The 623-nt window shown below is 46.5% G+C and carries 1 protein-coding gene; it reads right to left on the bottom strand.

The genetic code is table 11. From position 1 onward, the window contains the following. The coding region (locus tag ACT3TP_RS18745; RefSeq protein WP_444621293.1) for a hypothetical protein at window positions 1-429 on the bottom strand (429 nt) is incomplete at its 3' end. Window positions 430-623 lie beyond the last annotated feature (194 nt).

Below are 623 nucleotides of genomic sequence, written 5' to 3' on the forward strand. Positions count from 1 at the left end.
CCTCCAGTTCGCACCTAAGAATACCGCCTGGTTGTTCCAGTCGTTCATGTGGCCAGCTTTGATATGCCGATAGCCCCAACCGATATTTTTACCTTTGACGACTTTGTTTGTGCCACAACGTAGATAGGCTGTACGTCCCGAGACTCCTTTAACCGTTTGCCTACTGAAAGTTCTGACGAGCTTTTCGTTCTTATCGAAAACGCCACAGGGTGACCAGTATGCTGCGGGTTGCGCGACCCCTAACTTCTGTTCAATGTTGTCAAAGTAGAACCGTTCTCCACTTTCCCCGACAGCATAGGCTGGGACTGCCTGTGTTTCTACGAAATTTTCTGGCTCCATCTGGGCTGCATTAGCTGGCGCGCTCAGCAACGAGCTACCTAGCAGAAGAGCGCCGAGAGCAATTGAAGTGATTTTTTTCAAAAGTTTCACCCATCGATCTGTTAGTTGCCTTAGTCAATCATATTGATCAGCTTATACTGAGCTTCAACATTTAATCCGTATTTGACGAGGTATTGAGCGCAATTAAAAAATTTTGAACAGTCGATGCTTTGAGTAGTGTAGATGATTCAAAAACGATCGTTTACGGGAAGAAGAATCGCCGTTTAGCGCGGCTGCGCTAAACG

The organism is Glutamicibacter sp. AOP38-B1-38, assembly GCF_052377485.1.
In the GTDB taxonomy this organism is placed as follows: Bacteria; Actinomycetota; Actinomycetes; order Actinomycetales; family Micrococcaceae; genus Glutamicibacter.